23 protein-coding genes and 7 tRNA genes are annotated in these 26,585 nt (G+C 55.1%); 2 read left to right on the forward strand and 28 right to left on the reverse strand.

Annotated elements, in window-relative coordinates:
- Position 1: 1 nt before the first annotated feature.
- The 9 genes from rlpA to leuS all read right to left on the reverse strand — a co-directional run bounded on the left by rlpA (position 2) and on the right by leuS (position 10,082).
- The gene (gene rlpA / locus ACOT1A_RS14295) at positions 2 to 1,108 is read right to left on the reverse strand and encodes an endolytic peptidoglycan transglycosylase RlpA (RefSeq protein ID WP_023305687.1); all 1,107 of its coding nucleotides are present in this window, start codon (positions 1,106 to 1,108) and stop codon (positions 2 to 4) included.
- A gap of 16 nt (positions 1,109 to 1,124) precedes the next feature.
- The gene (mrdB, locus tag ACOT1A_RS14300; RefSeq protein ID WP_022647428.1) at positions 1,125 to 2,237 is read right to left on the reverse strand and encodes a peptidoglycan glycosyltransferase MrdB; all 1,113 of its coding nucleotides are present in this window, start codon (positions 2,235 to 2,237) and stop codon (positions 1,125 to 1,127) included.
- 2 nt (positions 2,238 to 2,239) lie between these two features.
- Complete coding sequence (gene mrdA / locus ACOT1A_RS14305) at positions 2,240 to 4,141, reverse strand: peptidoglycan DD-transpeptidase MrdA (RefSeq protein ID WP_015571138.1); 1,902 nt, start codon at positions 4,139 to 4,141, stop codon at positions 2,240 to 2,242.
- 28 nt (positions 4,142 to 4,169) lie between these two features.
- The gene (rlmH, locus tag ACOT1A_RS14310) at positions 4,170 to 4,637 is read right to left on the reverse strand and encodes a 23S rRNA (pseudouridine(1915)-N(3))-methyltransferase RlmH (RefSeq protein ID WP_003858701.1); all 468 of its coding nucleotides are present in this window, start codon (positions 4,635 to 4,637) and stop codon (positions 4,170 to 4,172) included.
- A 3-nt stretch (positions 4,638 to 4,640) separates the two neighbouring features.
- Positions 4,641 to 4,958 carry a ribosome silencing factor gene (gene rsfS, locus ACOT1A_RS14315; RefSeq protein WP_003858696.1) on the reverse strand — a complete coding sequence of 106 codons (318 nt, stop codon included), beginning with the start codon at positions 4,956 to 4,958 and terminating at the stop codon, positions 4,641 to 4,643.
- A gap of 268 nt (positions 4,959 to 5,226) precedes the next feature.
- Positions 5,227 to 5,892 (reverse strand): nicotinate-nucleotide adenylyltransferase, encoded by a 666-nt coding sequence (gene nadD, locus ACOT1A_RS14320; RefSeq protein ID WP_023299589.1) that lies wholly within the window; start codon positions 5,890 to 5,892, stop codon positions 5,227 to 5,229.
- On the reverse strand, positions 5,885 to 6,916 hold the full coding sequence (gene holA / locus ACOT1A_RS14325; RefSeq protein ID WP_022647431.1) for a DNA polymerase III subunit delta: 1,032 nt from the start codon (positions 6,914 to 6,916) through the stop codon (positions 5,885 to 5,887). Before holA ends, nadD begins: the two co-directional genes overlap by 8 nt.
- The gene (lptE, locus tag ACOT1A_RS14330) at positions 6,916 to 7,485 is read right to left on the reverse strand and encodes an LPS assembly lipoprotein LptE (protein WP_022647432.1); all 570 of its coding nucleotides are present in this window, start codon (positions 7,483 to 7,485) and stop codon (positions 6,916 to 6,918) included. Before lptE ends, holA begins: the two co-directional genes overlap by 1 nt.
- A gap of 14 nt (positions 7,486 to 7,499) precedes the next feature.
- The gene (gene leuS / locus ACOT1A_RS14335; RefSeq protein ID WP_171932701.1) at positions 7,500 to 10,082 is read right to left on the reverse strand and encodes a leucine--tRNA ligase; all 2,583 of its coding nucleotides are present in this window, start codon (positions 10,080 to 10,082) and stop codon (positions 7,500 to 7,502) included.
- 214 nt (positions 10,083 to 10,296) lie between these two features.
- Here leuS and ACOT1A_RS14340 point away from each other — a divergent pair, with 214 nt between their 5' ends.
- Entirely contained in the window at positions 10,297 to 10,779 is a 483-nt protein-coding gene (locus ACOT1A_RS14340; RefSeq protein WP_032621827.1) for a zinc ribbon-containing protein, read from the forward strand.
- 67 nt (positions 10,780 to 10,846) lie between these two features.
- On the opposite strand, the gene rihA is transcribed toward ACOT1A_RS14340, so the two are convergent.
- From rihA to miaB, 10 genes are all read right to left on the reverse strand, one after another.
- Positions 10,847 to 11,788: a pyrimidine-specific ribonucleoside hydrolase RihA gene (gene rihA / locus ACOT1A_RS14345; protein ID WP_276170227.1), complete on the reverse strand. Its 942-nt coding sequence runs from the start codon at positions 11,786 to 11,788 to the stop codon at positions 10,847 to 10,849.
- 119 nt (positions 11,789 to 11,907) lie between these two features.
- Positions 11,908 to 12,633: an amino acid ABC transporter ATP-binding protein gene (locus ACOT1A_RS14350; protein WP_006809622.1), complete on the reverse strand. Its 726-nt coding sequence runs from the start codon at positions 12,631 to 12,633 to the stop codon at positions 11,908 to 11,910.
- A complete protein-coding gene (gene gltK, locus ACOT1A_RS14355; protein ID WP_022647437.1) occupies positions 12,633 to 13,307 on the reverse strand; it encodes a glutamate/aspartate ABC transporter permease GltK in 675 nt (224 codons plus the stop codon). The genes ACOT1A_RS14350 and gltK overlap by 1 nt, the downstream gene beginning before the upstream one ends.
- The gene (gene gltJ, locus ACOT1A_RS14360; protein ID WP_015571133.1) at positions 13,307 to 14,047 is read right to left on the reverse strand and encodes a glutamate/aspartate ABC transporter permease GltJ; all 741 of its coding nucleotides are present in this window, start codon (positions 14,045 to 14,047) and stop codon (positions 13,307 to 13,309) included. Before gltJ ends, gltK begins: the two co-directional genes overlap by 1 nt.
- Positions 14,048 to 14,202: 155 nt before the next feature.
- Positions 14,203 to 15,108, reverse strand: a complete 906-nt coding sequence (locus ACOT1A_RS14365; protein WP_022647438.1) for an amino acid ABC transporter substrate-binding protein — start codon at positions 15,106 to 15,108, stop codon at positions 14,203 to 14,205.
- Positions 15,109 to 15,491: 383 nt separating this feature from the next.
- A complete protein-coding gene (lnt, locus tag ACOT1A_RS14370; RefSeq protein ID WP_276170226.1) occupies positions 15,492 to 17,030 on the reverse strand; it encodes an apolipoprotein N-acyltransferase in 1,539 nt (512 codons plus the stop codon).
- A gap of 5 nt (positions 17,031 to 17,035) precedes the next feature.
- The gene (gene corC / locus ACOT1A_RS14375) at positions 17,036 to 17,914 is read right to left on the reverse strand and encodes a CNNM family magnesium/cobalt transport protein CorC (protein WP_003858679.1); all 879 of its coding nucleotides are present in this window, start codon (positions 17,912 to 17,914) and stop codon (positions 17,036 to 17,038) included.
- Positions 17,915 to 17,998: 84 nt separating this feature from the next.
- Complete coding sequence (gene ybeY / locus ACOT1A_RS14380) at positions 17,999 to 18,466, reverse strand: rRNA maturation RNase YbeY (protein WP_003858677.1); 468 nt, start codon at positions 18,464 to 18,466, stop codon at positions 17,999 to 18,001.
- Positions 18,463 to 19,509, reverse strand: coding sequence for a PhoH family protein (locus ACOT1A_RS14385; protein WP_022647440.1), 1,047 nt, complete (start codon positions 19,507 to 19,509; stop codon positions 18,463 to 18,465). Before ACOT1A_RS14385 ends, ybeY begins: the two co-directional genes overlap by 4 nt.
- Positions 19,510 to 19,672: 163 nt before the next feature.
- A complete protein-coding gene (gene miaB, locus ACOT1A_RS14390) occupies positions 19,673 to 21,097 on the reverse strand; it encodes a tRNA (N6-isopentenyl adenosine(37)-C2)-methylthiotransferase MiaB (protein WP_108367302.1) in 1,425 nt (474 codons plus the stop codon).
- Positions 21,098 to 21,232: 135 nt separating this feature from the next.
- Here miaB and ubiF point away from each other — a divergent pair, with 135 nt between their 5' ends.
- The gene (gene ubiF, locus ACOT1A_RS14395; protein WP_276170225.1) at positions 21,233 to 22,408 is read left to right on the forward strand and encodes a 3-demethoxyubiquinol 3-hydroxylase; all 1,176 of its coding nucleotides are present in this window, start codon (positions 21,233 to 21,235) and stop codon (positions 22,406 to 22,408) included.
- A gap of 546 nt (positions 22,409 to 22,954) precedes the next feature.
- On the opposite strand, the gene ACOT1A_RS14400 is transcribed toward ubiF, so the two are convergent.
- The 9 genes from ACOT1A_RS14400 to nagD all read right to left on the reverse strand — a co-directional run bounded on the left by ACOT1A_RS14400 (position 22,955) and on the right by nagD (position 26,541).
- A tRNA-Gln gene (locus ACOT1A_RS14400) sits at positions 22,955 to 23,029 on the reverse strand.
- 34 nt (positions 23,030 to 23,063) lie between these two features.
- Positions 23,064 to 23,138 (reverse strand) — tRNA-Gln (locus ACOT1A_RS14405).
- Between the two features lie 41 nt (positions 23,139 to 23,179).
- Positions 23,180 to 23,256, reverse strand: a tRNA-Met gene (locus tag ACOT1A_RS14410).
- A 17-nt stretch (positions 23,257 to 23,273) separates the two neighbouring features.
- Positions 23,274 to 23,348: transfer RNA gene (locus ACOT1A_RS14415), tRNA-Gln, on the reverse strand.
- A 32-nt stretch (positions 23,349 to 23,380) separates the two neighbouring features.
- Positions 23,381 to 23,455: transfer RNA gene (locus ACOT1A_RS14420), tRNA-Gln, on the reverse strand.
- Positions 23,456 to 23,478: 23 nt separating this feature from the next.
- A tRNA-Leu gene (locus ACOT1A_RS14425) sits at positions 23,479 to 23,563 on the reverse strand.
- Positions 23,564 to 23,571: 8 nt separating this feature from the next.
- Positions 23,572 to 23,648 (reverse strand) — tRNA-Met (locus ACOT1A_RS14430).
- Positions 23,649 to 23,873: 225 nt separating this feature from the next.
- Complete coding sequence (gene asnB / locus ACOT1A_RS14435; protein WP_276170367.1) at positions 23,874 to 25,538, reverse strand: asparagine synthase B; 1,665 nt, start codon at positions 25,536 to 25,538, stop codon at positions 23,874 to 23,876.
- Positions 25,539 to 25,788: 250 nt separating this feature from the next.
- Complete coding sequence (gene nagD / locus ACOT1A_RS14440; protein WP_003858667.1) at positions 25,789 to 26,541, reverse strand: ribonucleotide monophosphatase NagD; 753 nt, start codon at positions 26,539 to 26,541, stop codon at positions 25,789 to 25,791.
- Positions 26,542 to 26,585: the final 44 nt, after the last annotated feature.

Below are 26,585 nucleotides of genomic sequence, written 5' to 3' on the forward strand. Positions count from 1 at the left end.
ATTACTTCGCAACAGCGATAAACGACTGGAGCTGCGCCTCGCTCTGCAAACGCTGTTGCAGGGACGCTGCCTGCGATTTGCTGGCAAACGGACCCATCTGGATACGCCATACCGCACCGTTTTGCTCAACGCGGCCTGGCACGCCAAACTGCTGGCTTAAACGCTGCTGATACTGCTCTGCACGGGCCCGATCGCTGACGGCGCCAACCTGAACCACGTAGCTGCCGCTCGCCGTCGCAGGCGCCGCAGTCTGCGTAGCAGCCGGTGCGGTCACCGGGGCGGGTTGTGTAGCGGGTGCAGCAACAACGGGCGCAGGCGCTGGGGCAGGTTCATTTGATTCAATCACGCCCGGCGCTAACGTGGTGGGTGCACCAAGGAAACCACTGCTTTTCACCGGGGCGCCTGTCGCATCTTCACTTTGTAGCGTATCGTTGCTGATGGCGTGCACTTCACCCTGCGGCTGCGCGGGCTCTGCTGGCATTGAAGCGCCCCCCATACCACCGCTTAGATCCGGGCGTGCGGGCAGGGCGTAGGTCTGTTTCGCGACCGTGGTACAGGCCGTGCCCGGGCCAGACAGCGAACCATCCTGCGCCACGATAATCGGGTCGATACGCACTTTTGTATTATTTGAGGTATTCAGACGGTCGGCTGCCGCGCGTGACAGGGAGATCACGCGATCGTTGCCGTAAGGGCCACGATCGTTGATACGTACCACGATCATCCGGCCATTCGCCAGGTTAGTGATGCGCGCATAGCTTGGAATAGGCAGTGTCGGGTGTGCCGCCGTGATCTGCATCGGATCGAAGGTTTCACCTGACGCGGTCAGATTGCTGCCTGGCTCAGCGTCATAGATGGCAGCAAAGCCGGCCTGGCTGAAACGGGAAGGATCCTGAACGATTTTATAGCTTTTACCGTCGCGCTGATAATCCTGATTCACGCTGGCGTTCAGCGGTTCATAAACGGGATCGGCACCGCTAATTTCAACAATCGGGCCATTACAGACCGCAGGCTGCGGCGGCGCGACGGTTGCCTGTTGCTGACCATCATCACTTGTACAGGCGGCAAGTAAACTTGCTGCGATGCAGATCCCCAGCCACTGCTTACGCATTGCGATCCCCTTATTTTTATACGCTTTTGGACAACATTTTCCTGTGGGTATGGATCGACATGACGATACCAAACCCGGCCATCAACACGATCAGTGCCGAGCCCCCGTAACTCACCAGCGGCAGCGGTACGCCAACAACCGGCAGAATACCACTCACCATACCAATATTTACGAAGACATAAACGAACAAAATCAACATTAATCCACCCGCCATAACTCGGCCAAAGGTGGTCTGTGCGCGTGCGGCAATGTAGAGCCCACGCATGATCAACAGCACGTAGAGTGCAAGCAGCACCAGAATGCCAACCAGCCCTAACTCCTCAGCCAGAACGGCAAAGATAAAGTCGGTGTGGCGTTCCGGTAAAAATTCGAGCTGCGACTGTGTCCCGTGCAGCCAGCCTTTTCCGCGCAGGCCGCCGGAGCCAATCGCAATCTTCGACTGAATAATATGATAGCCTGCGCCCAGCGGATCGGTCTCGGGATCGAGCAGCATCATCACGCGCTGGCGCTGGTAATCATGCATCAGGAAGAACCAGAGAATAGGAATAAAGGCAGCCAGCAGGACCACCGCGATGCCGATCAGACGCCAGCTCAGGCCGGACAGGAACAGGACGAACAGGCCGGAGAGGGCGATGAGAATCGAGGTACCGAGGTCAGGCTGTGCGGCCACGAGCAGCGTCGGCAGGAAAATTAGCACCAGCGCAATGGCGGTATTCTTCAACGACGGCGGGCAGACGTCGCGGTTAATGAAGCGCGCCACCATCAGCGGAACGGCGATTTTGGCGATTTCTGACGGCTGGAAGCGGACAATCCCCAGATCCAGCCAGCGTTGCGCCCCCTTCGAGATAGCACCGAACGCATCTACTGCCACCAGCAAAATGATACAGAAAATATAGAGATAGGGCGCCCAGCCCTCATACACGCGCGGTGGTATTTGCGCCATCACCACCATAATGACCAGACCCATGGCGATCTGGCCAACTTTACGCTCCATCATGCCGATATCCTGGCCGCTGGCGCTCCAGATAACGAGGGCGCTGTACACCAGCAGAGCCAGCAGGATCAGCAGCATGGCAGGGTCGATGTGGATCTTGTCCCACAGCGATTTTTTATTCGGATTATCCGTCATGATTATTGGTCCTCCGCCGCAGCGGCTGCCGGGTTTTCAGCTGGCAGTTCGGTGTTGTTATCACCCAGCATGATGTGGTCGAGGATTTGACGCATGATGGTACCCACCGCCGGGCCTGCGCCGCCGTTCTCAAGAATCATCGCCACCGCAACTTGCGGGTTATCATAAGGGGCAAACGCCGTCATGAGCTTGTGGTCACGCAGACGTTCAGCAATTTTATGTGCGTTATAGGTTTCATTCGCTTTCAGACCGAAGACCTGAGCCGTACCTGATTTCGCGGCAACCTTATACGGTGCGCCAGCGAAATATTTGTGCGCCGTCCCGTTAGGGCGGTTGGCTACGCCATACATCCCGTCTTTGGCGATTTCCCAGTACCCGGAATGAATGTCACCCACCGGCGGCTCGTGCGGCTGTATCCATGGCACTTTTTTGCCGTCTTCTACGGTGCTTTGCAGCAGGTGCGGTACTTTCACAACGCCATCGTTGATGAGGATCATCATCGCCTTGTTCATTTGCAGCGGCGTTGCCGTCCAGTAGCCCTGGCCGATGCCCACCGGAATGGTATCACCCTGATACCAGGGTTTTTTAAAGCGCTTCAGCTTCCATTCGCGGGTTGGCATGTTGCCGGAACGTTCTTCCGCCAAATCTATACCGGTGTAATGTCCGTAGCCGAATTTGCTCATCCATTCAGACAGACGATCAATACCCATGTCGTAGGCGACCTGATAGAAGAAGGTATCCGCCGACTCCTCCAGTGATTTGGTCACGTTCAGATGGCCGTGACCCCATTTTTTCCAGTCACGGTAGCGTTTTTCAGAGCCAGGTAACTGCCACCAGCCAGGGTCAAACAGACTGGTATTACGGGTAATGACGCCCGCGCTCAGCGCAGAAACGGCGACATACGGTTTTACCGTTGAGGCTGGAGGATAAACCCCCTGCGTGGCGCGGTTCACCAGCGGGGTGTTTGGATCGTTGAGCAGGCCGGAGTAATCCTTGCTGGAGATGCCATCCACGAAGAGGTTCGGATCGTAGCTTGGCATAGAAACCATCGCCAGAATACCGCCGGTACGCGGGTCGGTCACGATTACGGCGGCCCGGCTACCCGCCAGCAGCGTTTCGATATACTGCTGTAGCTTCAGGTCGAGCGTCAGATAAACGTCATGTCCCGCCTGTGGGGGAACCTCTTTGAGCTGACGGATCACGCGGCCACGGTTGTTAACTTCAACCTCTTCATACCCGGTCTGACCGTGCAGGACATCTTCGTAATAACGTTCAATCCCAAGCTTGCCAATATCATGGGTTGCGGCGTAGTTAGCCAGCTTGCCGTCTTTATCAAGGCGTTCGACGTCTTTATCGTTAATTTTGGAGACGTAGCCTATGACATGCGTCAGCGCGGAGCCGTAAGGATAGTAGCGACGTTTATAGCCTTTGACTTCCACACCGGGGAAACGGTACTGGTTAACGGCAAAACGGGCGACCTGCACTTCCGTCAGGTTGGTTTTTACCGGAATAGAGGTGAAGCGGTGAGAACGTGCGCGCTCTTTTTTGAACGCAGCGATGTCGTCATCAGTCAGGTCGACAACGCTTCTCAGCGCGTTCAGCGTATCCTGCACGTTATCCACTTTCTCCGGCATCATCTCTATCTGGTAGATGGTGCGGTTTAGCGCCAGCGGGGTGCCGTTACGATCGTAGATAATGCCGCGGCTGGGCGCGATGGGCACCAGCTTGATACGGTTTTCGTTTGAGCGGGTCTGGTAATCGGTATAGCGGACAATTTGCAGATTATAGAGGTTGGCGATCAGCACGCCGGTAAGCAGCAAAATCCCCGTAAAGGCGACCAGCGCCCGGCGCACAAACAGCGCGGACTCAGCCGTATAGTCGCGAAAAGAATTCTGTAGTTTCATCCGCTGCTTAAATTACCCTGGTCAGTCATTACTCGCGGTGATAAGGGTGGTTGGTAGTGATGCTCCATGCGCGATACAAACTTTCTGCCACGAGAACCCGCACAAGCGGGTGGGGCAACGTCAGCGCCGAGAGTGACCAACTTTGTTCTGCTGCCGCTTTGCAGGCGGGAGATAACCCCTCTGGTCCGCCAATCAACAGACTGACATCACGACCATCCTGCTTCCAGCGCTCCAGTTCGTGCGCCAGCTGCGGCGTATCCCAGGGTTTTCCCGGGATATCGAGGGTCACGATGCGGTTTTTGCCTGCGGCAGCCAGCATCAGCTCTCCCTCTTTATCGAGAATACGTTTGATATCTGCGTTCTTGCCGCGCTTTCCTGCTGGGATCTCCACCAGTTCGAACGGCATATCTTTTGGGAAACGACGCAGATACTCAGTAAAACCGGTTTGTACCCAGTCCGGCATTTTGGTGCCGACGGCGACCAGTTGCAACTTCACGCATTAACCCCAGAGTTTTTCCAGCTCATACAGGCGACGGCTCTCTTCCTGCATGACGTGGACAATCACATCGCCGAGATCGACAACCACCCAGTCAGCGGTCGCTTCACCTTCAACGCCCAGCGGAAGCAGCCCTGCCGCGCGCGATTCCTGAACAACATGGTCAGCAATCGAAACAACGTGACGAGTTGAGGTCCCGGTGCAGATGATCATGCAGTCGGTGATGCTGGATTTACCCTTAACGTCGATAGCGATGATGTCCTGACCTTTCAGGTCATCAATTTTGTCGATAACAAAATCCTGGAGTGCTTTACCCTGCAAGTTTTCCCCCTGGGTGAATGAGATTGTACAACTATGAATTCGTGGCCAGTCAGTATACCTGAACTGACGCCAGTCGCGGGACAAATGTCACCGCCCGGCTTTTGAAGGCGGGTATCATCCCACCCTCCGCCTGAGATTGCATCGCCATTTTTGTAAAACAATTTCTGTAAAGCAGCGATCGGCGGGAAAGTCTGGCAGCGGAGGATATCAGTATGGCTTAGCCTGTCAAGGCAGGATAAACATTAACAGACAATTTCGCCGGTGATGATCAGGCATCTGTACTTTTCTGATACAAACCGTGTGCGTGGATATAGGCCAGCACGGGCGAGGGCAGGAGATCGTCACAGTCTAAACCCTGCTGGAGACGCTCGCGGATGAGGGTCGCGGAAATATCAAACCACGGCGTTTCAGCGAGGTAAATTTTCCCGGCGGGTAGACTGTGCAGGTCTTCTATATTGTCCGTCAGATGCGCGTCAAGCCACTGCTGATGCTGCGCGTCGCGCATGGTCAACGGGTAGCCCGGACGGCGGCAGACCAGCAGATGACTGTTTTCCAGAATGGTTTCGTACTGGTACCAGCTGGGAAAGTTGAGCAAGGAATCCTGGCCGATGATAAACGCCAGCGGTTGCATGGGCCCCTGCTCAGCGCGCCACTCCCGCAGCGTTTGCGATGTCCAGGAAGGGGTATCCCTGCGCAATTCGCGCTCATCCAGCGTGAAGAGAGGCTTATCTGCGATAGCCAGCGCGAGCATCGCTTTGCGCTGCTCGCTGGTTGCTTCTGGCTGAGGACGATGCGGAGGAACATTGTTGGGCATGATGATTACCCGCTGCAACCCAATCAAATTCGCGAGGATTTCTACCGGTTTAAGATGCCCATAGTGTACCGGGTCGAAGGTCCCGCCATACATTGCCTGTAAAGAATGCATATCACCCATCGATAAATACGTCTGCCAGCGCCTTATGGCAGAGCAGCAAAGAGAGGCTCTCCAGCTCCGCCCAGACAGACTGGCCGTAGTCCTGTTTTAACGTCAGTTCGGCGCGCATCAGAAGTTGCACTGCCTGACGCAACTGCTCCTGGCTCAGGCGGTTTATCGCCTCCGTGGTCATCGCCCGACGGTTCTGCCAGACGCGATGTTTATCGAATAAGGCGCGCAGGGGCGTATGTGCCGACTGACGTTTAAGGTTGTTCAGCAGCAGTAATTCGCGCTGGAGCGTGCGGAGCAGAATGACCGGCTCACTCCCTTCCAGGCGCAGCTGTTGCAGTATGTGCAGGGCTCGCTTACTTTTCGCCGACAGCAGCGCATCAACCCAGTGGAAGGGAGTAAAGTGCGCGGCATCATTCACCGCCTGTTCCACGCGCGGTAGCGTCAGCTTGCCATCGGGCCACAGCAGGGCGAGCCTGTCCAGCGCCTGCGCCAGTGCCAGAAGGTTGCCTTCATAGCAATAGCAAAGGAGCTGGCTGGCGGCATCATCCAGTTGCAGATTGTGCAGCTTTGCGCGCGCGGCAACCCATTTTGGCAGATGCGCCTGTTCTGGCGTCTGGCAGGTGACCAGTACCGCATTGGTGGCAAGCTGGGTAAACCAGGCCGCGTTTTCCTGCGCTTTCGTGAACTTGTTACCGCGTACAATAAGCAGCAGATCGCCGTGTAATAAACTCACCAGCATGGTCAGCTGTTCATTGATGGCCGCGTTAGGACCATTCTCTGGCAGCACGATCTGGATTGTCTGACGAGAGGCAAACAGGCTCATGGCCTGACAAAGCGAGAAGATAGCGTTCCAGTCGGTACTGTTATCGATCTGGAACGTATGATGCTCATCGAAACCCTGCGCGGCTGCCGCATGGCGAACCGCATCAAGGCTTTCCTGAAGTAACAGGGGGTCATTGCCGAGTAGCAGATAGGCCGCGCGCAGCCCTTCGTTGAGCTGCGCGCGGAGTTGTTCAGGATACAACCTGATCATCAGTTACCCAGCGACGTTGGCATATCCGGCGTGCTGGCATCCGGTGTTTCGATAACGTCAGCGCCTTTTTTCGTCGACGCGGCAATGGCAGGCAGTCTGCGGATCAGTTGCTCCGCGGCCTTATCATACATTTCCTTGATGATAATCTGCTGTTCGGCGTCTTTTGCCAGGGCCGTCTGCGGGTTATCGAAGAACGAGCGGTAGACTTTGGTATTGATAGGGTAAATATCTTTACCTGGCATTAAAACGGCCGCATCAACGGTAAGCACCATTTGATATTCCGCGGTTCGTCCATCCTGGAAGATCGATGCCGTGTCTTGTGACAGCGTTGATTTCAGGACGCGGAGCGAAGGAACATCCTGACGCAGGGTTCCCTTCTCGATCAGCTCAACATCGTTCAAACGCAGCTGGTTACGAATGGCCCGGCTCAGCGGTCCATTCGGATCGGATGAGTCGAAGATCATTGTTTTCATCTGAGCAGGCACTGCCGTGGTATTGCGCAGGTGCCAGCCGCAGCCAGCGGTGACCAGCACCGCCAGAGATAAGAGTATTGTTGCCAGGTGTCGCACGTTTCCTCCCGCGCTTAGCCAACGACCAGATTCAGCAGTTTACCGGGTACGTAGATCACTTTACGTACGGTAACGCCCTCAAGGTATTTCGCGACCAGATGCTCCTGGCCTGCGCGCTCGCGAACCTGTTCTTCGGTTGCGTCGACCGCGACGGTAATTTTACCGCGCACTTTACCGTTAACCTGCACCACAACCAGCGTGGTGTTTTCCACCATAGCGGATTCATCCGCCACTGGCCACGGCGCGTTGTCGATATCCCCTTCGCCTTTCAGCTCCTGCCACAGGGTGAAGCTAACGTGCGGCGTGAACGGGTTCAGCATGCGAACGACCGCCAGCAGCGCTTCGCGCATTAACGCGCGATCCTGCTCGCCGTCCTGCGGGGCTTTTGCCAGCTTGTTCATCAGTTCCATAATAGCCGCAATTGCGGTATTGAAGGTCTGACGACGACCAATATCATCGGTGACTTTCGCAATGGTTTTATGAACATCACGACGCAGCGCCTGCTGATCTTCGCTCAGTGCAGCCACGTTCAGCGCTGGCGCATCACCTTGTGAGGTGTGCTCGTAAACCAGTTTCCAGACGCGTTTCAGGAAGCGGTTGGCCCCTTCAACGCCGGATTCCTGCCATTCCAGCGTCATATCTGCCGGGGAGGCGAACATCATGAACAGACGCACGGTGTCAGCGCCGTAACGCTCAACCATCACCTGCGGGTCGATACCGTTATTTTTAGACTTGGACATCTTGCTCATGCCGGTATAAACCAGTTCATGACCTTCGGCGTCTTTCGCCTTCACGATACGGCCTTTCTCGTCGCGCTCCACAATCGCATCAACCGGAGAAACCCAGTTACGTTCACCGTTCGCGCCAACGTAGTAGAACGCATCTGCCAGCACCATACCCTGACACAGCAGCTGTTTTGCCGGCTCGTCGGAGTTGACCAGGCCTGCGTCACGCATCAGTTTGTGGAAGAAGCGGAAGTAGAGCAGGTGCATGATGGCGTGTTCAATGCCACCGATATAGATATCTACCGGCAGCCAGTAGTTTGCAGCATCGGAATCCAGCATGCCTTCTTTGTACTGCGGGCAGGTGTAGCGCGCATAGTACCAGGAGGATTCCATAAAGGTGTCAAAGGTGTCGGTTTCACGCAGCGCTGGCTGACCGTTGACGGTAGTTTTTGCCCACTCAGGATCGGCTTTGATCGGGCTGGTGATGCCGTCCATGACCACGTCTTCCGGCAGGATCACCGGCAGCTGATCTTCCGGCGTTGGCATCACGGTGCCGTCTTCCAGGGTCACCATTGGGATTGGCGCACCCCAGTAACGCTGACGGGAAACGCCCCAGTCGCGCAGACGGTAGTTCACTTTACGCTCGCCCACGCCCAGGGAGGCCAGTTTGTCGGCGATGGCGTTGAAGCCCTCTTCGAAGCTCAGGCCGCTGAACTCACCGGAGTTAAACAGGGTGCCTTTTTCAGTCAGCGCTTGCTCAGAGAGATCGGGTTCAGAGCCGTCAGCAGCAAGAATAACAGGCTTGATGGTCAGGCCGTATTTGGTGGCAAATTCGTAGTCGCGCTGATCGTGACCCGGCACGGCCATCACGGCGCCTGTGCCGTATTCCATCAGTACGAAGTTGGCGGCCCAGACAGGTATTGCTTCGCCCGTCAGCGGGTGGATCGCTTTGAAGCCGGTATCAACGCCTTTTTTCTCCATCGTCGCCATGTCGGCTTCGGCCACTTTCGTGTTGCGGCATTCGTCGATAAAGGTCGCCAGCTCCGGATTGTTTTTCGCCGCTTTTTGCGCCAGCGGGTGACCTGCGGCCACGGCCAGGTAGGTCGCGCCCATGAAGGTGTCCGGACGGGTGGTGTAGACGGTCAGCGTCTGGTCGTAGTTTTCTACGTTAAAGGTAATTTCCACACCTTCGGAACGGCCGATCCAGTTACGCTGCATGGTCTTAACGGTGTCAGGCCAGTGATCCAGATTATCCAGATCGTTCAGCAGTTCGTCAGCGTAGGCGGTGATTTTGATAAACCACTGCGGGATCTCTTTACGCTCAACTTTGGTGTCGCAGCGCCAGCAGCAGCCATCGATAACCTGCTCGTTCGCGAGAACGGTCTGGTCGTTCGGGCACCAGTTAACGGCGGACGTTTTCTTGTAGACCAGGCCTTTTTTATACAGCTCGGTGAAGAACTTCTGCTCCCAGCGGTAGTATTCCGGGGTACAGGTTGCCAGCTCGCGGCTCCAGTCATAGCCAAAGCCCAGCATTTTCAGCTGGTTTTTCATGTACGCGATGTTGTCGTACGTCCACGGAGCCGGTGCCGTGTTGTTTTTCACCGCAGCGCCTTCAGCAGGCAGGCCGAACGCATCCCAGCCGATAGGCTGAAGTACGTTTTTGCCCAGCATACGCTGGTAGCGTGCAATCACGTCACCGATGGTGTAGTTACGCACGTGGCCCATGTGTAGTCGACCAGAAGGATAGGGAAGCATCGACAGGCAGTAATACTTCTCTTTGCTCTCGTCTTCGGTTACTTCAAAGGTGCGCTTCTCGTCCCAGTGTTGCTGGACTTTTGATTCTATCTCTTCCGGGCGGTATTGCTCTTGCATGGCAGCCAGTGGTCCTGTGTTCAATACAGCTACAAATGTAGCCAATGGATGTGGTAATTCAGATCCGCATAGCATAGCCCAAACGCCCGCGTCAAAACAGCCTTTCACGCAAATGCACTTTGCAGGAATTTACCGGGTCTGTGCTTCACCTGACAAAGCGGCGACGAAATAAGGTCTATTATTAGAGACAGTTACTTACCCGGGAGGCAAAATGATGAACAAGGTTGCTCAATTTTACCGTGAACTGGTAGCGACTCTGACGGAAAGGCTGCGTAACGGCGAGCGTGATATCGACGCGTTGGTCGAACAGGCACGCGCACGCGTGACGCAAACGGGTGAGTTATCGCGAACCGAAGTGGAAGAGGTGACGCGCGCCGTGCGCCGCGACCTGGAAGAGTTTGCGCGAAGCTATGAAGAGAGCCAGGACGAAATCGCCGACAGTGTTTTTATGCGGGTAATTAAAGAGAGCCTGTGGCAGGAGCTGGCGGATATTACCGATAAAACCCAACTGGAGTGGCGCGAGGTGTTCCAGGATTTAAACCACCACGGTGTCTATCACAGCGGCGAAGTGGTGGGGCTAGGGAACCTTGTGTGTGAGAAGTGCCACCACCATATCGCCGTTTATACGCCGGAGGTGCTGTCGCTGTGTCCGAAATGCGGGCACGACCAGTTCCAGCGTCGGCCGTTTGAGCCGTAGGTAAAAGCAAAACGGCAACGTCGTTGCCGTTTTTAGTGTCTGCTCCCTCTCCCTGTGGGAGAGGGCATCAGGCCGCAGAATAATAAGCCAGCCTCTCCGCCAGCAAATCCACAAACGCTTTCCGATCGATATCCACCATCACTGTGGTATTCGGCTTGTTTCCCGTCAGCGAGTAATAGTCCACCACCGTCATTCCCTGGGTATATTTCCCCTGTGTTTCCACACCAACCCAACGCTCGACCGTGGTAAACATTTCCGGCTTCAGTAGCCAGGCGATGGTGCATGGGTCATGCAGCGGGGCGCCGTGGAATCCCCACTTCTCGGCTTTGTGATACTCCATAAAGAAATCGAGCAGCTCTGCCACGGTTGTTGCAACCGGGTTACCCACAGTACGAAATCGTTCGATGTCCTGCGCCATAATTTGTGCGCGGTGGGTAACGTCCAGCCCCGCCATCACAATCGGCAGGCCCGACTGGAAGACGATTTCCGCGGCTTCCGGGTCAACAAAGATGTTGAACTCCGCGACTGGCGTCCAGTTCCCCAGCCCTATTGCCCCGCCCATGATGACGATACGGGCGATATTGCTGTGCAGTTCAGGATGGCTGTTCAGCAGCAGCGCTACGTTGGTCTGCGGGCCGGTCGCCACCAGCGTCACGGGCTCTGCGCTTTCACGCAGAACTTTCGCCATGAGCTCGACGGCAGTACAGTTTTGTGGTGCGAAACCCGGCTCCGGCAGCGCCGGGCCATCCAGCCCACTTTCACCGTGAACGTTATCCGCAATGATCAGCTCGCGCATTAGCGGCTTAATGGCGCCACCTGCGACCGGAATATCGGTGCGTTTTAGCAGCGTTAACATGCGCAACACGTTTCGCAGGGTTTTATCCGGCGTCTGGTTCCCTGCAGAGGCGGTGACAGCTTTTACGTCCAGTTCAGGGGAGGCAAGAGCAAGGACGAGTGCGATCGCGTCATCATGACCCGGATCGCAGTCGAGAATAATAGGCTGTGCCATGGCGTTCTCCATTCTTAGCATTATTTGTGACAAGGTTAACGCTGCGATGTGACGCCGAATAGAAAAAGAGATCTAAAGCGTGAAGCAGTGCGCAATCCACAGATTGCGCACTAAAAAGATTAATGCAGGATTTTGGCGAGGAAGTCTTTTGCACGTTCAGATTTAGGATTTGCGAAGAACTCTTCTTTCGGTGAGTCTTCAACAATTTTCCCTTCATCCATGAAGATCACACGGTTGGCCACTTTACGGGCGAAGCCCATTTCGTGCGTCACCACCATCATGGTCATCCCTTCGTGCGCCAGTTCCACCATAACGTCCAGCACTTCGTTGATCATCTCAGGATCGAGCGCGGACGTCGGCTCATCAAACAGCATCGCCACCGGATCCATGCACAGCGCACGCGCGATTGCCACGCGCTGCTGTTGGCCACCTGAAAGCTGCGCCGGGAACTTATCCGCATGTGCAGACAGCCCGACGCGTTCCAGCAACTTCAGTCCCTTTTCACGCGCCGCTTTTTTGTCGCGCTTCAGCACTTTCACCTGCGCCAGCGTCAGGTTCTCAATGATGGAGAGGTGAGGGAACAGCTCAAAATGCTGGAACACCATCCCAACGTGGGAGCGAAGCTGGGCAAGGTTGGTTTTGCGGTCATTCACTTTGGTGCCGTTAACGACAATCTCGCCCTGCTGGACAGGTTCCAGCCCATTAACGGTTTTGATAAGCGTCGACTTACCGGAGCCGGACGGGCCACATACCACCACCACATCGCCTTTTTTCACTTCTGTTGAGCAGTCGGTCAGCACCTGAAAGTGCCCATACCATTTAGAAACATTTTTCAGGGAAATCATTATACGGTCCTTTTCTTCAGCCAGCTGACCAACAGCGATGCGCTTAAACTAATCACAAAATAGACCCCGCCCGCGAAGAGGATCATCTCAACCTGCGTTCCGTCACGTTCGCCAATGGTGGAGGCGGTACGGAAGAAGTCTGCCAGGCTCAGCACGTAGACCAGGGAGGTATCCTGGAACAGGACGATGCCCTGCGTCAGCAGCAGCGGAACCATGGCGCGAAACGCCTGCGGCAGAATAATGAGCTTCATGGACTGCCAGTGCGTCATACCGAGCGCCAGCGCAGCGCTGGACTGCCCGCGCGAGATACTCTGAATACCTGCGCGGATGATCTCGGAGTAGTAGGCGGCTTCAAACATAGAGAATGCCACCATGGCAGAGATCAGGCGGATATCGGTTTTCGGCGACAGTCCCAGCACGTTCTGTAAAAAGCCGGGAACAATCAGGTAAAACCACAACAGCACCATGACCAGTGGAATGGAGCGGAACACGTTAACGTAAGCCGTAGCAAACCAGGCGAGCGGCTTAAAGCTCGACAGGCGCATCACTGCCAGCAGGGTGCCCCAGACAATACCGACGATAATGGCGATTACGGTGATCTTTAAGGTGATCGCCAGCCCATCCAGCAGATAAGGCATGGAGGGAACAATGGAACTCCAGTCAAATTCGTACATTATTTGCCCCCCAGATTGCCCGGCAGGCGTACTTTGCGTTCAACCAGGTTCATCACCAGCATGATGAAAGCGTTAATCAGAACATAGGCGAGCGTGATTGCCGTGAAGGATTCCCATGCGTGAGCGGAGTAATCCAGCAGTTTGCCCGCCTGCGCCGCCATATCTACCAGACCAATGGTTGAGGCGATGGCCGAGTTTTTTACCAGGTTCATCATCTCGGAGGTCATCGGCGGAACGATGACGCGGTAAGCGTTAGGCAGCAGTACGTAACGGTAGGCTTGTGGCAGGGTCAGGCCCATCGCCAGTGCCGCATTCTTTTGTCCGCGTGGCAGTGACTGTATGGCGGCACGCACCTGCTCGCAGACGCGCGCAGCGGTGAACAGTCCCAGACACAGCATGGAGGAGACAAAGAATTGTACGTTAGGATCCAGCTCGGCCTTGAACCACATGCCGAGATCTTCCGGCAGCAGTTCCGGGATCACCAGATACCAGGTAAAGAACTGCACGATCAGCGGAACGTTACGGAACAGTTCCACATAGAGCGTGCCAATCGAAGAGAGAAAACGGTTAGGGACGGTACGCAGAATACCGAACAGCGAACCGACAAGAAACGCGATAATCCACGCCGTTATCGATAACGCAACGGTAACCTGAAAGCCGCTCCACAGCCAGCCGAGATAGGTGGTGTTGCCGAACGGGGCTTGTTGCAGAAAGATGCCCCAGTTCCAGTCAATTGACATAGTAAACTCCAGAAAAAAGAGGGTAGCAGCGCTACCCTCGAAGATTGGTGAGAAGCTCAATTTTTGCGCTGAGTGGGGAACGACCACTCAACGTATAGTCTGTCCATGCTTCCCGACAATCGAGAGGGCAGGAGATCCCGCCCCTGTCGTTCTAGTTAGTTAAGAGCTTTGTCGTTTGGTGATTTGAACAGCGCTTTCATGTCGTCAGACAGTTCAAAGTTCATGTTCAGGTTTTTTGGTGGAATTGGGTTCTTGAACCATTTGTCGAACCATTTTGCCGCTTCGCCAGAGGTTTGCGCCTGAGCGATGGTGTCATCGATCAGCTTTTTGAAGCCTTCATCGCCTTTACGCAGCATACAGCCGTAAGCTTCTTTCGACTGCGCAGTCCCGACGATTTCCCAGTTGTCTGGTTTCTTCGCCTTGGCGCGCTCGCCTGCCAGCAGAGCGTCATCCATCATAAACGCAACGGCACGACCGCTTTCCAGGGTACGGAAGGAGTCGCCGTGATCTTTCGCGCTGATGATGCGCATGTCCATTTTCTTCTCGTCGTTCAGCTTGTGCAGCAGCACTTCGGACGTGGTACCGGAGGTCACGACAACCGCTTTGCCTTTCAGGTCAGCAAAATCTTTGATATCGCCGCCTTTCTTCGTCAGCAGGCGGGTGCCTACAACGAAGATAGTGTCCGAGAAAGCGGCCTGTTTCTGACGCTCAAGGTTGTTGGTGGTTGAGCCACATTCAAAATCAAATGTGCCGTTTTGCAGCAGAGGAATACGGTTCTGTGAAGTGATGGGGATCAGCTTCACTTGCAGGTCAGGTTTGTTCAGCTTTTTCTTCACGGCTTCAACGATGGCGTTGGAGTAATCCTGTGAATAGCCCACGACTTTTTGCGTGTTGTCGTAGTAAGAGAACGGGACAGAAGATTCACGGTGGCCGACCACGATCACGCCGTTTTTGGCAATCTTGTCGAGAGTGCTTCCTGCTGCCGGAGCGTCTTCAGCGTGAACGATGCCCGCAGACATTCCCATAACCAGCATTGCTGTGGCCAGTTTACGTAATTGCATACCCAACTCCTTTCTTATCAGCGCCAGTGACGCTTTGATACCCATTGTGATGTTGTTATATCTCGCGCAATGCGAGTGCAGTGTTATGCAAGCTTGTTAACATTTAGTCTGGCTTAATGTAAAGATTTTGCTGCGTTATTGTTTATTTTTGCGAAGCACGCCGCACCATTCAGAGGCAATAATCTCTCGTTGCACCGTTTCGGTGCTACCGGAGATCCATGCTGGTGCGACAAGGTTGCACGTTAAGCCAGACAGCGTTTGCGTAATTAAACAAAGCAACAGGCGTGCCAGAATTGAATTTTAGGAGGAAATTGTCGGGTGGCGGCTGCGCCGGAGAGTAGGCCGGGTAAGGCGTAGCCGCCACCCGGCAACAGAAGGCCAGGTTATCTACGACGCTGACGCAGGCTCATCACTACGGCGGCAAAACCGAACAGCGTGGTCAGGATCCACAGCGGCCAGTTCCCGGTGCGCGCATAAGGCGTCAGGCCCGTAGCTGGCGTCACTTTCGTGGTCAGCACCTCACGGGTGAACTGCGGGATCATGGCCTGGATTTCACCCTGCGGGCCAATCACGGCGGTGATGCCGTTATTGGTGCTGCGCAACAGCGGACGTGCCAGCTCCAGAGAACGCATTCGTGCCATCTGGAAGTGCTGCCACGGGCCGATCGATTTACCGAACCACGCATCGTTTGAGATGGTCAGCAGATAGTCGGTGTCCGGGCGGAAGTTATCGCGCACCTGCTCGCCGAGGATAATCTCGTAGCAAATAGCGGCCGTCAGGGCAAACCCGTGCGCATGCAGCTGCGGCTGAACGTAAGGGCCCCGGCTGAATGAGGACATCGGCAGGTCAAAGAACGGTGCCAGTGGGCGCAGAATAGACTCCAGCGGAACAAACTCGCCAAACGGTACAAGGTGATTTTTGTTGTAACGATTGGTGGAGGTATAGCTGTATTCGCTGTCCTTACCGAGCGTAATGATCGTGTTGTACGTGTCATAGCGGTTCTGCTGATTGAGACGCGCATCCACAAGTCCGGTAATCAGCGTACTGCCGCGCGCGCGCAGCAGATCGTCCATCATCTTCAGGAAGGGCTGCTGATTGATCTCCAGATCCGGGATCGCAGACTCAGGCCAGATGATGAGCTGCGATTTACCCATCACCTTTTCGGTGGCGTTGGCATAGATTTTCAGCGTGTTCAGCAGCTGATTCTCATCCCATTTCAATGACTGCGGGATATCGCCCTGTATCAACGATACCTGCGTGGCGCGCGCGGGCTCCAGCGTGAACCACTGGATATAACGCAGTGGGAAAGGCAGGGCAAACAGGATTAACGAGGCAACCAGCGGCTTCCAGTTACGTGTCACCAGAGCCAGCACCAGCAGGCCGCTGACCGCCATGAGCAGGAAGTTAATCGCCTCCACGCCCATGACGGGAGCCAGACCTTTCAGCGGGCCGTCCACCTGGCTATAGCCGAACTGCAACCACGGGAAGCCGGTCAGTACCCAGCCGCGCAGAAATTCGGTGATTTGCCAGACAACGGGAGCCGCTATCGCGACGCGCAGCCAGGTCGTTTTAGGCCACAGACGAGATAGAATACCGGCGAACAGGCCAGTGTAGAGCGAAAGATAGGCGGCGAGCAGCACAACCAGGAAGACGTTAACCGGCCCCGGCATTCCGCCAAATTGCGCGATACTGACGTAGACCCAGTTGATACCAGAGCCAAACAGCCCCAGCCCCCAGAAGTAGCCTATGGCCGCGGCCTGTACCGGACGACGATTCAGGGTAAGACCCTGTAGCCCCATCAGGGAGAGAATAGCGGCTGGCCAGATATCGTAAGGAGAAAAAGCCAGCGTACCGCTGGCTCCGAGTAACAGCGCCAGCAGCAAACGGACGCGCTGGCGTTCAAAGAGTGGGGCAAATGCCATTTACATTAATCTTCCAGTTTTGGCACCGGTGAGTCGTCCGGCATTCTGACATGAACCTGAATAATACGTCGGCTGTCAGCCATTGCGACCTTGAACTGGTAACCATCGATGTCAACGGTTTCACCGCGGGCCGGAAGATGGCCGAAGGCCTGCATCACCAGACCACCAATGGTGTCCACTTCTTCATCGCTGAAGCTGGTGCCAAAGGTGTCATTGAAGTCTTCAATGGAGGCCAGCGCGCGCACGGTCCAGGTGTGGCGGCTCAGCTGACGGAAGTCGATATCCTCTTCTTCGTCATACTCATCTTCGATTTCGCCCACGATCAGCTCAAGGATGTCTTCGATTGTGACCAGACCGGAAACGCCACCAAATTCATCAATAACAATCGCCATGTGATAGCGCTGGGAGCGAAACTCCTTCAGCATCCGATCCACACGCTTACTTTCCGGCACAACCACGGCCGGGCGTAACACTTTTTCCATACTGAAGGCTTCGGCATCGCTGCGCATAAACGGCAGCAGATCTTTCGCCATCAAAATCCCTTCGATGTGATCTTTGTCTTCGCTGATGACCGGGAAACGTGAGTGAGCCGATTCGATAATCACATCGAGGCACTCGTCCAGCGTCTGGTTGCGTTTCAGGGTAATCATCTGCGAGCGGGGAATCATGATGTCGCGGACGCGCTGGTCGGCGATGTCCATCACCCCTTCGAGCATTTCGCGCGTATCTTCGTCGATAAGGTCGTTCTGCCCGGAATCACGAATCAGCTCCAGCAGTTCATCACGGTTTTTCGGTTCGCCGTGGAAAAGCTGGTTCAGGATGAGGGAGAAAAATCCCTTTTTAGTGGTTGTCGTGTCGCTACTGTGTGAATTGTCGTCGCTCATGGCGTTTGTTAAGGGTTCTCTTGTTAGTTCAACGTTAACCGCCGCGCTATGTCCCTGCGCGGCGGCATGGTAGTCAGTGACTGACTATTCTTTCTCGGCAATGTACGGATCCTCATAGCCCAGAGCAAGCATTATCTCTGTCTCGAGGGATTCCATCTCTTCCGCTTCGTCATCTTCAATATGGTCGTAACCCAGAAGATGCAGGCTACCGTGCACCACCATGTGTGCCCAGTGCGCTTCCAGCGGCTTTTGCTGCTCTTTGGCTTCCTGCTCAACCACCTGACGGCAGATGATCAGATCGCCCAGCAGCGGCATCTCAATGCCCGGTGGGGCTTCGAACGGGAAAGAGAGCACATTGGTCGGCTTATCTTTCCCGCGATAGGTCAGGTTGAGCTCATGGCTTTCTGCTTCATCCACCAGGCGAATCGTGACCTCTGATTCTTCCTGAAACTGGGGGATAACGGCATCCAGCCATTTCTGAAACTGTGCCTCTTCTGGCATGCCGGAATTATCTTCACAGGCCAGCTGTAAATCGAGGATCACCTGACTCATTTCTGTTCATGCTCCTGCGCTTCGCGCTTACGTTCTGCGGCCAGCTCGGCCCTGCGCTTCTGATCTGCCTCTTCCCAGGCCTCATAAGCGTTAACGATACGCGCGACCACCGGGTGGCGTACCACATCTTCACTGTGGAAGAAGTTAAAGCTGATTTCGTCTACCTCGGCCAGCACTTCGATGGCGTGACGCAGACCCGATTTGGTGTTGCGCGGCAGGTCAATCTGGGTCACGTCACCGGTGATAACCGCTTTCGAGTTAAAGCCGATACGCGTCAGGAACATCTTCATCTGTTCGATGGTGGTGTTCTGGCTCTCATCCAGAATGATGAACGCGTCGTTAAGCGTACGGCCACGCATGTAGGCCAGCGGGGCGACTTCAATCACGTTACGTTCAATGAGCTTTTCAACTTTCTCGAAGCCGAGCATTTCGAACAGCGCGTCGTACAGCGGGCGCAGGTAGGGGTCCACTTTCTGACTTAAATCGCCCGGCAGGAAGCCGAGTTTCTCACCGGCTTCTACAGCAGGGCGGGTCAGCAGGATACGGCGGATCTCCTGACGCTCAAGTGCATCGACCGCAGCAGCAACGGCCAGATAGGTTTTACCCGTACCCGCCGGGCCCACGCCGAAGGTGATGTCATGGTCGAGAATATTGGCGATGTACTGCGCCTGGTTCGGGGTACGAGGCTTAATCACGCCGCGTTTAGTTTTGATGTTGATGGCTTTGCCATAGTCCGGCACGCTCTCCGCGCTCTGCTCAAGCACGCGCGCCTCTTTGATGGCCAGGTGGATCTGTTCAGGTTCAATATCCTGGATCTCACCGCGCATCGGGGCGGTATCAACATACAGGCTGCGGAGAATATCTGCCGCGGCGTTAACGCAGATTGGGCGTCCGGTGAGTTTGAAATGGTTATCGCGACGATTGATTTCGATACCCAGACGTCGCTCCAGTTGTTTGATATTGTCATCAAACGGCCCGCACAGGCTCAGCAGGCGAGCGTTGTCTGCGGGCTCAAGGCTAATTTCACGCGTATCTATGTTCAAACTGTTCCTCTTTATTTGGTTAACTGACCTGTGGCCACACGGCGTAATAAAACGGTCATTACCGAAATTATTCACGCCATAGAATAAAGGCGCAAGCGTTGCGGTAGATATTGGGGGTGATGAGAGGAAATACAAGGCCTGCCGGACAGGCAGGCCAGAGGGATCAGGGCTGGTAAATACCTACGCCAGAATCGTTGACTTTACGGGTGCGAGAGATAACGGATTCCGGAGTCTGTGCAATACGCAGACCCATTTCGTCCTCAGTGCGTACCACCTTCCCGCGCAGCGAGTTCGTGAGCACTTCGATAATCTCGACGTCCACAAACTTACCAATCATGTCCGGGGTGCCTTCAAAATTCACCACGCGGTTATTTTCGGTTCGACCAGACAGTTCCATGATGCTCTTACGGGAAGTGCCTTCCACCAGAATACGCTGGACAGTGCCGAGCATACGACGGCTCCAGGCGTTGGCCTGCTGGTTGATACGCTCCTGCAAAATATACAGACGCTGCTTTTTCTCTTCTTCCGGCACATCGTCAACCATATCGGCCGCTGGGGTGCCCGGGCGTGCTGAGAAGATGAAGCTGTAGCTGACGTCGAAATTCACCTCGCCGATGAGCTTCATGGTGCGCTCGAAGTCATCAGCGGTTTCGCCAGGGAAGCCGACGATAAAGTCGGAGCTAATCTGGATATCCGGGCGCGCTTCACGCAGCTTGCGGATGGTGGACTTATACTCCAGCACCGTATGTGGACGACCCATCAGGTTCAGCACGCGGTCAGAGCCGCACTGGATCGGCAGGTGCAGGAAGCTCACCAGCTCTGGCGTATCGCGATAGACGTCAATAATGTCGTCGGTAAATTCCATCGGATGGCTGGTGGTAAAGCGAATGCGGTCAATGCCGTCAATCGCCGCCACCAGACGCAGCAGTTCAGCAAAGCTGCCAGTGGTGCCGTCGTAGTTTTCCCCGCGCCAGGCGTTCACGTTCTGGCCCAGCAGGTTCACTTCGCGAACGCCCTGCGCGGCAAGCTGCGCGATTTCAAACAGGATATCGTCTGCCGGGCGGCTCACTTCTTCACCGCGGGTGTAAGGTACCACGCAGTAAGTACAGTATTTGTTGCAGCCTTCCATGATGGAGACGAAGGCGGTCGGGCCATCAGCGCGCGGCTCTGGCAGACGGTCAAATTTCTCGATTTCCGGGAAACTCACGTCAACCACCGGGCTACGGCTGCCGCGAACCTGATTAATCATCTCTGGCAGGCGGTGAAGGGTCTGAGGGCCAAAAACGATATCCACATAGGGTGCTCTCTGGCGGATCAGCTTACCTTCCTGCGATGCGACGCAGCCACCCACGCCAATGATCAGGTCCGGATTTTTCCGTTTGAGAAGCTTCCAGCGGCCTAACACATGAAAGACTTTTTCCTGTGCTTTTTCACGAATTGAACAGGTGTTCAGCAGCAGCACATCGGCTTCTTTCGCATTTTCAGTCAGCTGGTATCCGTGGGTGGTATCCAGCAGATCGGCCATCTTCGATGAATCGTATTCGTTCATCTGACAGCCCCAGGTTTTTATATGGAGTTTTTTAGTCATCGACTTGCTCAGCTCAGGATTGCAAGCCGCGTATTGTAATGCTTTGGTGCGGTTGTGACCAGTATGAAGGTTGTCAACCTCAGGGCCGCAAAAATCCGGTAAACTTAAGGTATTCTCCAATAAGGAATAGTGACCATGACACTCCTGAACACCGAAGTTGCCGTTGTTGGCGGCGGTATGGTCGGCGGCGCACTGGCGCTGGGGCTGGCGCAGCAGGGATTTGACGTAACCGTTATTGAACAGGCGGCTCCGCCGGTATTCGATCCTGCCAGCCAACCGGACGTGCGTATTTCCGCCATCAGCGCGTCCTCTGTTGATCTGCTTCGCGGGCTGGGCGTCTGGGAGGCGGTGCTGGCGATGCGCGCGCACCCTTACAGCCGTCTTGAAACCTGGGAGTGGGAAAATGCTCACGTCTCGTTTGACGCCGCCGAGCTGAAACTGCCGCGCCTGGGCTATATGGTGGAAAACAACGTGCTCCAGCAGGCACTCTGGCAGGCGCTGGAGGTGCACCCGAAGGTGACGCTGCGCGTTCCGGACTCGCTGAAAGCCCTGCATCGTCATGAAGGTGGATATCTCCTGACGCTGGATAACGACGATGAGCTGGCCGTAAAGCTGGTGGTGGGGGCGGATGGCGCGAACTCGCAGGTCAGGCAGATGGCAGGCATTGGGATCCATGCCTGGCAGTATCACCAGTCCTGCATGCTGATCACCGTGCAGTCAGAAAACGCGCCGGGCGAAAGCACCTGGCAGCATTTTACGCCGAACGGCCCGCATGCATTCTTACCGTTGTTTGATAACTGGGCTTCGCTGGTGTGGTACGACAAGCCGGCGCGCATTCGACAGTTGCAGGGGCTGTCCATGGATCAGTTGCAGCGCGAAATCCGCCAGCACTTCCCGCGCCGTCTGGGTAACGTGACCCCGGTTGCCGCTGGCGCATTCCCGCTGATGCGACGCCATGCGTTGCAGTATGCCCGTGAAGGGCTGGTCCTGGTGGGAGACGCGGCGCACACCATTCATCCGCTGGCGGGGCAGGGGGTTAACCTGGGATACCGTGACGTCGATGCGTTACTGGATGTGCTGGGTAACGCTCGCGCCCACGCGGAAGCCTGGGCCAGCCATGAGGTACTGAAGCGCTACCAGACGCGCCGTATGGCGGATAACTTCATTATGCAGTCGGGGATGGATCTGTTCTATGCCGGGTTCAGCAATGACGTGGGTCCGGTGCGGATATTGCGAAATATCGGACTGATGGCGGCGGAGCGCGCCGGTGGTCTGAAGCGTCAGGCACTGAAATACGCCCTCGGACTCTAATCTTTATTCCCTCTCCCCGTGGGCTGAGGGTTCCCCACATATTAATGCGAGCACTGAGCAATCCCCTCGCCCCTCCGGGGAGAGGGTGAGGGTGAGGGGAACATACGGCGGTGGTGGTCATTCCGTTCACTTTATGTTCCTTGCTACTTTGTAACGACATGACCGGTGAACGTGCCAGGGTGGCTCAGTCGCCACCACCCTGGCGACCCGGGCTCCCGGCGGTAAATCCCCGCTTCGCGGTGCCCTCGGCTTATTCCTTCCGGCTTATCGGGTACGGGCGGAGGTAACGTCCCTGTAAAGCCGCCCTCTCGGCGCATCCCTGCGCCTCGCCCCGGCCGGAAGGCAAACGCCTCAGCGATTTACAGCCGGACCAGAGCATCGCTGACAGCCCTCAGTCATTTAGAAAGCAACTTTATTGCTTCTGCATAAAAAAATTACTGGGGATCCCTCAGCCCCGTGGGAGAGGGTTAGGGTGAGGGCATCAGGCCGCACTATTCTGAGCAACAAAAACAAAAAAGCCCGCAGAGCGGGCTTGTTTGTTTTAAGTGGCTGGGGTGCAGGGATTCGAACCCCGGAATGCTGGTATCAGAAACCAGAGCCTTACCGCTTGGCGACACCCCAATTGCGTTAAACAAACTGCTTAACGACTTTAAAGTGGCTGGGGTACGAGGATTCGAACCTCGGAATGCCGGAATCAGAATCCGGTGCCTTACCGCTTGGCGATACCCCAACAATGTTCAGTTTACCGAATCGTATTCGATAACATAAATATGGTGGCTACGACGGGATTCGAACCTGTGACCCCATCATTATGAGTGATGTGCTCTAACCAACTGAGCTACGTAGCCAGTACTGCAATCTTCGATGGCTGGGGTACCTGGATTCGAACCAGGGAATGCCGGTATCAAAAACCGGTGCCTTACCGCTTGGCGATACCCCAATACCGCGGAGAACCGCATGATCGAAGAAATATGGCTGGGGTACCTGGATTCGAACCAGGGAATGCCGGTATCAAAAACCGGTGCCTTACCGCTTGGCGATACCCCATCCGTGCAACGCTTACCTGGGAATGGTGCGGGAGGCGAGACTTGAACTCGCACACCTTGCGGCGCCAGAACCTAAATCTGGTGCGTCTACCAATTTCGCCACTCCCGCAAAAAAGATGGTGGCTACGACGGGATTCGAACCTGTGACCCCATCATTATGAGTGATGTGCTCTAACCAACTGAGCTACGTAGCCATCTTTTTTTCGCGTTACCTTATCGGCGTTGCGGGGCGCATTATGCGTATAGACCCTTGCAGCGTCAACACCTTTTTCAATGAAAATAGCCGGAATGTGACTGTTTGGTTAGGTTGCGAACAGCGAGGCCGAATATTCGACAATTATTGGTTATTAATCGATTTTATGCGGGGAAAAGAGAGGCAAAAAAATCAGGCCCCGGAGGGCCTGATGATACTCTGAACATTATTTATAGGCAGACTGGTGAACGCCCACTGCGCGTCCTGACGGATCGTTCATGGCTTTGAAGGATTCATCCCATTCAATGGCTTTAGCAGAAGAGCAGGCGACCGATGGACCACCCGGTACGCACTCGGCTGCACTTGGAACCGGGAACAGCTCCTCAAAGATCTCACGGTACAAATACGCTTCTTTCGAGGCTGGCGTGTTGTACGGGAAGCGGAAGCTCGCAGTTTCCAGTTGTTGATCAGAAACCTGTTTTGCCGCTACCTCTTTCAGGGTGTCGATCCAGCTGTAACCCACGCCATCCGAGAACTGCTCTTTCTGACGCCACGCCACGCTCGCCGGCAGGTAGGATTCAAAACATTCACGCAGGATATGTTTCTCCATTTTGCCGTTGCCGCACATTTTGTCCTGCGGGTTGATACGCATCGCCACATCGAGGAATTTCTTATCGAGGAACGGCACGCGGGCTTCCACACCCCAGGCGGACATCGCTTTGTTGGCGCGCGCGCAGTCAAACATGTGCAGCGCCTGTAGCTTACGCACCGTTTCTTCATGCAGCTCTTTGGCGTTCGGTGCTTTGTGGAAATAGAGATAACCGCCAAACACTTCGTCAGAACCTTCGCCGGAGAGCACCATCTTGATGCCCATCGCTTTGATCTTCCGCGACATCAAATACATCGGCGTGGAGGCGCGAATGGTGGTCACATCATAGGTTTCAATGTGATAGATCACATCGCGGATCGCATCCAGACCTTCCTGTACGGTGAAGTGAATTTCATGGTGCACCGTGCCGAGATGGTTCGCCACTTCCTGGGCGGCTTTCAGGTCAGGTGCCCCTTCCAGACCCACGGCAAAGGAGTGCAGCTGCGGCCACCAGGCTTCAGAGCGCTCCTGATCTTCCACGCGACGTGCGGCGAATTTCTTGGTGATCGCGGAGATCACGGAGGAGTCCAGACCGCCGGAGAGCAGTACGCCGTAGGGTACGTCTGACATCAGGTGGCTTTTCACTGACTCCTCTAGTGCCTGACGCAGTTCGGCTTTGTCCGTCACGTTGTTTTTCACCGCCTCATAATCAAACCAGTCGCGCTGGTAGTACGGGCGGATCTCGCCGTCTTTACTCCACAGGTAGCTACCTGCCGGGAACTCTTTGATGGTGCGGCACACCGGTACCAGGGCTTTCATCTCTGAGGCAACGTAGAAGTTACCGTGTTCATCGTGTCCCATGTACAGCGGGATAATACCAATATGGTCGCGGCCAATCAGGTAAGCGTCTTTTTCGCTGTCGTACAGCGCGAAGGCGAACATACCTTGCAGGTCGTCGAGGAACTCCGGGCCTTTCTCCTGATACAGCGCCAGGATCACTTCGCAGTCTGAGCCGGTCTGAAACGCGTAGCGATCGCCGTACTCGGCGCGCAGCGCCTGATGGTTGTAAATTTCACCGTTAACAGCCAGCGCGTGCGTTTTTTTCTCGTTATACAGCGGCTGTGCGCCAGCGTTGACATCAACAATGGAGAGACGTTCGTGAGCCAGAATCGCTTTATCGCTGGCGTATACGCCTGACCAGTCCGGACCGCGATGGCGCATCAGGCGGGACAATTCGAGTGCTTTTTTACGCAGTTCGCCCGCGTCAGTTTTAATATCCAGTACGCCAAAAATAGAACACATAACCTTCTCCGTTAACCCTGTTGCGTTGTGATGTTGCTTGCTTATGAAAATGCCGCAAAAAGGGGAGGGGGCGCAAGCGTTTTACCGATGAAAACGTAAAAAGTGCAATGGCAATTGCCGAATCTTAAAAAAAGAGTATGCATTAAGCCATTCTATTGATGATTTCTCAATGAAGAGCTGATTTCGTTAGATGAAGTGATATTTTCAGGCAGCAGAAATGAAAAACCACGCCCTGAGGCGTGGTTCTGAATCAAATAACGTCGATTTCGTCGACAGAGGGGTAAATCCAGCTTGGCCGGAACGGCATCGTATCAATGTCATCAAGCTGTGAAACGCCAGAAAGCACCAGGATGGTTTCAAGCCCGGCCTGGAAGCCGGCCAAAATATCGGTGCGCAGGTTGTCGCCAACAATGACGGTTTCTTCTGAGTGTGCCTGCATCGTATTCAGTGCAGCGCGGATGATCCACGGGCTCGGTTTGCCGACAACAAACGGCTTACGGCCTGAGATTTTTTCGATACCGGCGCACAGCGCACCGCAGGCGGGATAAAAACCACGACCATGCGTATCCGGGTTAGTGGCGATAAAACGTGCACCATTGGCGACAAAGTAGGCTGCTTTATGCATCATCTCCCAGTTAAAGGAGCGCGTTTCGCCCACGATGACAAAGTCCGGATTCACGTCGGTGATGGTGAAGCCCGCTTTATACAGCTCGTGGATCAGCGCGCCTTCGCCAACCACGTAGGCTTTTTTGCCTTCCTGACGCTTCAGAAAATCCGCGGTCGCCATCGCAGAGGTATAAAACACGCTGTCCGGGACGTTGACACCCGCGGTAGCAAAGCGATTTGCCAGATCCTGACCAGTCTGTGAAGGGTAGTTCGTGAGAAGAACCAGTGGCATTCCTTTGTCGATGATGCGGTGAAGAAACTCCGCAGCACCTGGCACGGCAACGTTGTCGTGCATCAGCACGCCGTCGATATCACAAATTACATTCTTAATGGTCATGGACAATCCGACATCAAAAAAAGAAGGCGTTACTATAAGGTCCG

The organism is Enterobacter cloacae complex sp. SYL003, from assembly GCF_049236925.1.
GTDB lineage: Bacteria > Pseudomonadota > Gammaproteobacteria > Enterobacterales > Enterobacteriaceae > Enterobacter > Enterobacter intestinihominis.

Excerpts from the sequence above, each read along its gene's own strand:
- rlpA (WP_023305687.1), bottom strand. The coding sequence starts at position 1,108 with ATGCGTAAGCAGTGGCTGGGGATCTGCATCGCAGCAAGTTTACTTGCC.
- mrdB (WP_022647428.1), bottom strand. The coding sequence starts at position 2,237 with ATGACGGATAATCCGAATAAAAAATCGCTGTGGGACAAGATCCACATC.
- mrdA (WP_015571138.1), bottom strand. The coding sequence starts at position 4,141 with ATGAAACTACAGAATTCTTTTCGCGACTATACGGCTGAGTCCGCGCTG.
- nadD (WP_023299589.1), bottom strand. The coding sequence starts at position 5,892 with ATGGGTGATATGCATTCTTTACAGGCAATGTATGGCGGGACCTTCGAC.
- holA (WP_022647431.1), bottom strand. The coding sequence starts at position 6,916 with ATGATCAGGTTGTATCCTGAACAACTCCGCGCGCAGCTCAACGAAGGG.
- leuS (WP_171932701.1), bottom strand. The coding sequence starts at position 10,082 with ATGCAAGAGCAATACCGCCCGGAAGAGATAGAATCAAAAGTCCAGCAA.
- ACOT1A_RS14340 (WP_032621827.1), top strand. The coding sequence starts at position 10,297 with ATGAACAAGGTTGCTCAATTTTACCGTGAACTGGTAGCGACTCTGACG.
- rihA (WP_276170227.1), bottom strand. The coding sequence starts at position 11,788 with ATGGCACAGCCTATTATTCTCGACTGCGATCCGGGTCATGATGACGCG.
- ACOT1A_RS14350 (WP_006809622.1), bottom strand. The coding sequence starts at position 12,633 with ATGATTTCCCTGAAAAATGTTTCTAAATGGTATGGGCACTTTCAGGTG.
- gltK (WP_022647437.1), bottom strand. The coding sequence starts at position 13,307 with ATGTACGAATTTGACTGGAGTTCCATTGTTCCCTCCATGCCTTATCTG.
- gltJ (WP_015571133.1), bottom strand. The coding sequence starts at position 14,047 with ATGTCAATTGACTGGAACTGGGGCATCTTTCTGCAACAAGCCCCGTTC.
- ACOT1A_RS14365 (WP_022647438.1), bottom strand. The coding sequence starts at position 15,108 with ATGCAATTACGTAAACTGGCCACAGCAATGCTGGTTATGGGAATGTCT.
- lnt (WP_276170226.1), bottom strand. The coding sequence starts at position 17,030 with ATGGCATTTGCCCCACTCTTTGAACGCCAGCGCGTCCGTTTGCTGCTG.
- corC (WP_003858679.1), bottom strand. The coding sequence starts at position 17,914 with ATGAGCGACGACAATTCACACAGTAGCGACACGACAACCACTAAAAAG.
- ybeY (WP_003858677.1), bottom strand. The coding sequence starts at position 18,466 with ATGAGTCAGGTGATCCTCGATTTACAGCTGGCCTGTGAAGATAATTCC.
- miaB (WP_108367302.1), bottom strand. The coding sequence starts at position 21,097 with ATGACTAAAAAACTCCATATAAAAACCTGGGGCTGTCAGATGAACGAA.
- ubiF (WP_276170225.1), top strand. The coding sequence starts at position 21,233 with ATGACACTCCTGAACACCGAAGTTGCCGTTGTTGGCGGCGGTATGGTC.
- asnB (WP_276170367.1), bottom strand. The coding sequence starts at position 25,538 with ATGTGTTCTATTTTTGGCGTACTGGATATTAAAACTGACGCGGGCGAA.
- nagD (WP_003858667.1), bottom strand. The coding sequence starts at position 26,541 with ATGACCATTAAGAATGTAATTTGTGATATCGACGGCGTGCTGATGCAC.